The organism is Aphanizomenon flos-aquae FACHB-1287 (genome assembly GCF_014698755.1).
GTDB classification, from domain to species: Bacteria; Cyanobacteriota; Cyanobacteriia; order Cyanobacteriales; family Nostocaceae; genus Dolichospermum; species Dolichospermum flosaquae.
This window is the reverse complement of record NZ_JACJTO010000010.1, coordinates 104884-112091: the sequence shown is the minus strand read 5'-3', so window position 1 is coordinate 112091 and position 7208 is coordinate 104884. Positions and strand designations below refer to the sequence as shown.

At 35.9% G+C, this 7208-nt stretch carries 3 protein-coding genes; 2 read left to right on the top strand and 1 reads right to left on the bottom strand.

Features of this window, described 5'->3' with window-relative positions:
* Nucleotides 1-939: RNA-guided endonuclease InsQ/TnpB family protein (locus tag H6G44_RS07335; protein WP_190595361.1), on the top strand; the 939-nt coding region annotated here is incomplete at its 5' end.
* A 47-nt stretch (nt 940-986) separates the two neighbouring features.
* Here H6G44_RS07335 and H6G44_RS07330 read toward each other — a convergent pair.
* On the bottom strand, nt 987-4076 hold the full coding sequence (locus H6G44_RS07330) for a PAS domain S-box protein (RefSeq protein WP_190385649.1): 3090 nt from the start codon (nt 4074-4076) through the stop codon (nt 987-989).
* 563 nt (nt 4077-4639) lie between these two features.
* On the opposite strand from H6G44_RS07330, the gene H6G44_RS07325 reads away from it, so the two are divergent.
* Nucleotides 4640-7168 (top strand): substrate-binding domain-containing protein, encoded by a 2529-nt coding sequence (locus H6G44_RS07325; RefSeq protein WP_190385648.1) that lies wholly within the window; start codon nt 4640-4642, stop codon nt 7166-7168.
* The last annotated feature ends 40 nt before the right edge of the window (nt 7169-7208 follow it).

Below are 7208 nucleotides of genomic sequence, written 5' to 3'. Positions count from 1 at the left end.
GCCTATAAAAACTTTTTTAATTCTTGTAAAGGTAAAAGAAAAGGTAAAAAAATTGGTAGCCCTAAGTTTAAAAAGAAAACAAATCAGCAGTCAGCACGATTTAGAATTGGTGGCTTTTCAATTAAAGGAGGTAAAGTTTATCTAGCCAAAATTGGTAACGTTAGCCCGATTTGGTCAAGAGATTTACCCTTTGCTCCTAGCTCTGTCGCAGTAATAAAGGATTGTGCTAACCGTTATTTTCTCAGTTTTGTAGTAGAAGTTGAACCCGTTAATATTGATGCTAAAAACCAAAGTATCGGTATTGATTTGGGGATAAAAACTTTTGCTGTCATGAGTAATGGAGAAAAAGCCCAAAGTCCCGATTACTCAAAACTAGACAGGAAGATTCATAAACTCCAGAAAAAACTAGCAAGGCAACTAAAAGACTCACAACGAAGAAATAAAACCCGAATTAAAATTGCGAAACTACATAATCGAATCACCGATACCCGGAAAGACTTTTTGCATAAACTATCCGCCAAAATAATTAGCGAGAATGAAGTTATTGTTTTGGAAGATTTGAATGTATCGGGTATGGTTAAAAATCGCAAACTTGCTAGGGCGATTAGTCTTCAGGGCTGGAGAGAGTTTCGGACTTTATGTGAAGCTAAATCGCAAAAATTCAACAGGGATTTTCGTGTTATTAGTAGATGGGAACCGACTAGCCAAATTTGCTCTGAATGTGGCTACAAATGGGGGAAACTTGATTTAAAAATTCGGTCGGTTAAGTGCCTAAATTGTGGGACTGAACACGACCGAGATGAAAACGCCGCAAAAAATATAAATAAAGTCGGGATAGGGTATTGCCACGACTCTAAACGGGCGCAGAGACAGAGTAAGACTACCTCGGTAGCATCAGTCTGTGAAGCGTCAAGAATCACCTCGCCTTCAGGTAGGTGAGTATGTCAACTTACTTATCACCCCCTTAACAACTGACCACTAACAACTCACTTGAGAGCAAAATTTAATGCTTCTAATAATTCTTGATTGGTGTAGGGCTTGGATAAAATCCCTAAAACTTGATTTTCGTTATTTGTTTCCAGTATATTATTGATATTGCGTCCACTACAAGCAATTACTCGTACTTGAGGATTGATTTTTTTCAAGTTGGAGATAGCACAACTTCCATTCATTTCTGGCATCATCATATCTATTAATACTACACTGATATCATCTTGGTGTCGGGCATACATAGCGATCGCTTCCATACCATTTTTAGCAGTAATAGTTTGATAATTGTAGTTTTCCAAAATAGTTTTCGTAACTTCCAGAACTTGGGGTTCATCATCGACGACTAAAATTAGTTCTCCATGACCTGGACACGTTACCCCACAATCAGGTTTTAAAGTGATAATTTCTTGATTTACTGATGGTAAAAACACTTTAAATTGACTACCTTTCCCCAATTCACTATCAACGTTAATAAACCCCTTATGACTTTTAATAGTTCCTATTACTGTTGATAGTCCTAAACCTGTTCCTTGACCAATATCCTTAGTAGTAAAAAATGGCTCAAATATTTTCTCTAACGTTTGGGGTGACATTCCTGTACCCGTATCTGCAACCGTAATCACAATATAATTCCCAACTTTAGCATTATGATTTAGTGGAATCATCTCCTCATGAATATACAAATTTTCCGCAGAAATAGAGATATATCCACCATTAGGCATAGCATGACCAGCATTAACCACCAAATTTATTAATACCTGTTCCAGTTGGCTTTTGTCACCATATACTGTCCATAATTTTGGCGGTAAATGGGTAGAAAATTGGATAGATTGGGGAAGTAAAAATGTTTCTTTAGCTATCTGAATAGTATCCCTAATTAAATCATTAATTTGGATAATCGTATATTTAATTTCCACTCCTTTAGCAAAGGATAACAGTTGTTTAACTAAAGTTGCCCCTTTTTTTGCATTATCTTCAATAGTCGTCAGCATTTGTAGATAATTATCTTTGTCTAAAAAATTATTACCTTTAAGTAATTTAGATTTAAGTAATTGAGCATATCCTAAAATTGGTGTTAAGTTATTATTAATATTGTGAGCAACACCACCGGCTAAAGTACCAATACTTTCCATCTTTTGAGCGCGGACAAACTGCTCTTCCAATCGTTTTTTCTCTGTAATATCAGTGTCTACCGTGAGAATGGATTTAGGTCGTCCGTCAGCATCTAACATTAATGTCCAGCGACTTTGAACAATAATTACCCGATTTGATTGTGTCAGTTTATATAACTCACCCTGCCAAGTTCCTGATATTACTACATTTTTCAGAGGAATTATTTCTTGTTCACAGGAAGTGGAATTATAAAAAATATCCTTAGGATTCTTCTCTAAAACTTCCTCACGTTTCCAACCATATATCCTTTCTGCACCCTGATTCCAAAAAAGGATTTTGGCTTGAAAATCTCGGACAAAAATCCCATCAGTAGCAATGTCTAGAAGAGCAGCTTGTTCATATATTTTCTGTTCATTTTGTTTGCGTTCAGAGATATCTCTGGTAGTGCCAATCATTCGGATTGGCTGACCATTTTCATTATAGTAAACTTTTCCTCTAGAACTCAACCAACGTAGACTAAGATCACGACATACTACCTTATACTCACAGACAAAATCAACTTTTTTCTCAATAGATTGACTTACACAGTTTTGAAAATGCTGACGGTCTTCGGGATAGATTAAATTTAGAAACTCTTGAATAGGAGGACAGGGAGAATTAAGAGGTAAATCATAGATTAGACCCAGAGTAGCAGACCAGAGGATTATTCCTGTTTGGATATCCCAATCCCAGATGCCAATGTTACCTGCTTCTAGTGCTAAGTTAAGTCGGGCTTCACTTTCTTGTAAAGACGCTTGAATATATTCCCGTTCAATGATTTCATGTTGTAATTGTTGATTAGCAATCACCAATTCTGCCGTGCGTTCCTTTACCCGAGATTCCAAGATATCGCTATCTTGACGGAGTGCTGCTTCCAATTTTTTCCTATCGCTAATATCAGTGATTGACCACAATAATCCAATCTGTTCACCATCATGATTAGATATAGGATTCACCCTAATACTAGCAGGAAATAGTTGACTCTTGCGAGGCTGAAAATCCATTTCCCATTCCTGTAATTTCTGCAATTTGCTCAACCGAGATACAAACTGAGAACGGTATTTTTCAGCAATAAACACTACTAATGGCTTGCCAATTAGGTGATCTTGACGCACAAATAATAATGATCCAGCCCCATGATTGGCCTGCTGAATTACACCCAAACTATCAGTTAATAAATAACCATTAGGTGCAAATTCAAATAAATTTTGATAACGCAGCCGCTCCGCTTCAGTAATTTCTCGAGAAAATTGCAGTTGTTCATTTTGTTGACGCAGTTCTTCCTCCGCAATTTGCAATTCTTCTAAAGTTTCCTGAAGTCCTTGATTAAGTTTTAAATCATCATCAACCTGTATTCTTGTCCATTTTTGTAAATGATTATGAGTTTGCCGACGAATTACTTCTAATTCTTGATTAATTGGTCTATTTTCTGTGTTGAACTCTGGCAAATTCTCCTGCAATGCCTCAATTATACCCACCATTCTTTCTACATTTAAGGCTGATAATAAGTTGCTTTTAGTAACAATACCGATTAAATTACCTTGATCATCTACTATTGGTAAATGCTCAAGACAATGCTGCTGTAAGAGTGCAACCACTGTTAAAATATGCTCAGATGTTTTGTGATTAATAGTAATTAGTGGCTGAGTCATCACTTCAGACATTTTCACCGCTGATAGGTTGATATTTAAGGCAATTACCCTCAATACATCTTTAATCGTAAATATTCCTTGTAATTGCCTTCCCTTGACCACTAAAATATAGTCGTTTGGGTCTTGATTTGGATTATTAACTGCAGCTGTTTGATTCATCAAGTTAATAGCATCAGTTACATAACTGTCAGGACTAATCGTTAAGGGAGAATAATTAATAATTTGAAGTAAATTAGGTAAATTAATTAATTTTTCGTCGAATCCATTGGTTAATGCGTCCAATTCTTTCCTCTCATCAGTTTAACTATATTGTACTTAATTAGATTGTCCTTAATTAGATTGTAGACTCAAAACTTTATATATGAAATTTTAATTTTATTCTCACCATTTATTCATGATTATTCATCAATTTTGAACGCGGAGATACAAGTGATTAAAACTTACCCTTTTTTGCTATTTTTACCCAAGGTTTAATACTGATATTTTATATCCTACATTACCCACTTCATTTTGTAGTATGCAAATATTCCTAGGATATTATCGTACACAAAAATACATACATTATCAAGTATTTTTAGTATTAATACTTAATTATTGAATATTTGTTGACAATAATTATTGAAAAAGGCAATACTAAATTATAAAGTACAGAATATCGGTTGCTAAACCCCTAGCTTCCTCCTGCTTCTTGCTGCTGCTTTTTTTCCCGACTCCTTTTTTATTTTCATCACTTGTGTTATTACAGATAAAAACAACTCACCCTGTATAATCCACCTGTCTTACCAATCAAAACAATATTTTGAATATTGGCAAGTAGTTCATTTATATTACTAAATCAGAAATCTATGTGGCAACAACAACAAAAAGATACTGTAATTGTCAAACTGTCCCTATTAATGGCTATAGCTACCAGTTCAATTGTAGCAAATTGCTTGATTTCCTCACCCATTCAAGCAGAATCCAAAAACAGGACACCAGATTTTACCTTACCGGAAAAAGTAGAAACCGGGACTGTGGTTAAAATTGAAGGTTCTCGTAACTCCGAGCTTGTTAACCAAACCCTGAAAAAAGACTTTGAACAGCAGTTTACAGGAACTAAGGTAGAAATTTCTATCAATGACAATCAAGAGTCCATAAAAGCGGTTTTAGATGGTAAAAGGGATTTGGCCTCCCTTGGTCGGGAACTCACCGCAGAAGAGAAATCAGAAGGTTTGAAACAGGTATTAGTTCACCGAGAAAAAATTGCCATCATTGTTGGGATAAATAACCCCTTCTATGGTAGCTTAACTACTGAAAAATTTGCCAAGATTTTCCAAGGAGAAATTACAGATTGGTCAGAATTGGGAAACACCCAAGGTAAAATTAGATTTATAGATCGTCCTTCTAATAGCGATATTCGCAATTCATTTAGTCAATATCCAGCATTTAAATCTGGCCAATTGCTGACAGGTGTTAATGCTGTGCAAATACCAGAAGATAACACAATTAATATTATCAAAGAATTAGGTAAAGATGGCATTAGCTACGCCTTGGCAAATCAAATTTCTAAATTGCCAGATGTGCGGGTATTAAAAGTACAAGACCACTTACCAAATAATTCTGAATATCCTTTTTATCAGTCTTTTGTTTACGTTTATAAAGAAAATCCTAGCCCCAAGGTGAGAGATTTTCTAGGCTTTATTTTAGCTAAACCCGGAAAAGATTCTATCAAAGCTGCCAAAGAAGCAGAAGCGGTTGCAGTTGCGGTTAGATCAATACAAACTGTTTCTAGACCTATTGCTAATGCTTCCACAGGTGATTCTGCGGTTTCTGAAGGTCCTCTAACAATGCCCACAACCTTAGTTACACCCCAACCTGGAGGGGAAATACAATTGGTAAATTTCTTTAATAATCCCTCCATGATTACCAAAAACACAAGGTTTTTATTGCTACTGCCTTTGTTTGTTATTGCAGGATTAAGCAGTTTTTTACCATTGTTGTGGAGAAGAAAAAAGCGCTTATCTAAAGAAGTGCAATCATTCTCAAATTCAGAAACCGATTCTATACCAGATAAAATTATTACTCTGCCAGATTCCGGGGTATTCGCATCAATTATAAATAACAATGGCAACAGTAATGGTAATAGTACAAATCACTATCAAAAAAATAACCCCCAGGAAATTACAGCTATCAGTAATATCGCCGTTATCGACGCGCCACAGACAAATTCCCCTAGAAATCAAATTACTGAGCTATCTGAGCTATCTGAAATTGATTTAGATGATGAATTAGTCTGGAATACAGAAGACCCTGTAATTGTCGTTAATAGTTACTTTCCTCAAATTCCGAATATTCATCAATACACAATTGATGTAAATATTAACACAGACGAATTTACTGATACTTCCTTAGATCTAGCAGAAACACCTGCAACTAGACCTCATGCTATTACATCTCTCTCAGAATTGCTGGGTATCGCTCCCACACCAGTGAAATCAGAAGATTTAAATGCCATCCTTAAACCAGTCAAGAACCCACCACAAAATCAAGATTTATCATCTAACTTACCATCTGAGTTAGGAGAGGCTTTAAACGCCATTACTAGCCCAATTACCGCGAAAACAGTGGTAACAGAAGAGGAAATATCTCCTACTCCATTGTATCCCCTGGACATAAATGAAGCCATAGCTACTGAGTTAGATGTAGAAACAGTGGTAACAGAAGAGGAAATATCCCTTACTCCATTGTATCCCCCAGACATAAATGAAGCCATAGCTACTGAGTTAGATGTAGAAATAGAAACTGGGACTAATATTTATCCGGTCAATGTGACTGGAAATACTAGAATTATCCTCACACCCCGCACTCCGAAATGGGCTTGGCTGTCTTGGTATATTTCTAATGACCATCAACAAATATTACATAATCAAGGATTTAGCATTTTAGCAGTTAGACTGTATGATGTTACTAACCTTGATCTTAGTTATCAGCGTCCTCGGTTCTTGCAACAATACGAATGTGAAACCGCAACATCTAATCGTTATGTGCCTATTCCCAGTGGGGAACGGGACTACATGACAGAAATTGGTTATGTAAATCATGATAATCAGTGGTTGTGTTTAGCGCGTTCTGGTATAGTTCGCATTTTCAGTCGTCCCACTACAGATTTCTGGGTTATTGTTGATACAGAATTGGTTCTTCATGGTGCGACGGAAGAAGGTGCAAATATTAGTATTAATGGTCAAAAAGTCAAAGTCAATCCTGATGGTACATTTAAGTTAACAGTTCCCTTTGTTGATAACTTAGTGGATTATCAGATAACAGCAACTTCTGCGAATATAGAACATACTAAAACCATTGATAAGAAGTTTTTCCAAGAAGAGTACGAGGGTTAAAAACTAGATTGGGGCTTTACAGAACCAAACTAATGATTTT

What these genes read in the sequence shown, in the direction of transcription:
- H6G44_RS07325 (WP_190385648.1), top strand. Translation starts at nt 4,640, where the DNA reads ATGTGGCAACAACAACAAAAAGATACTGTAATTGTCAAACTGTCCCTA.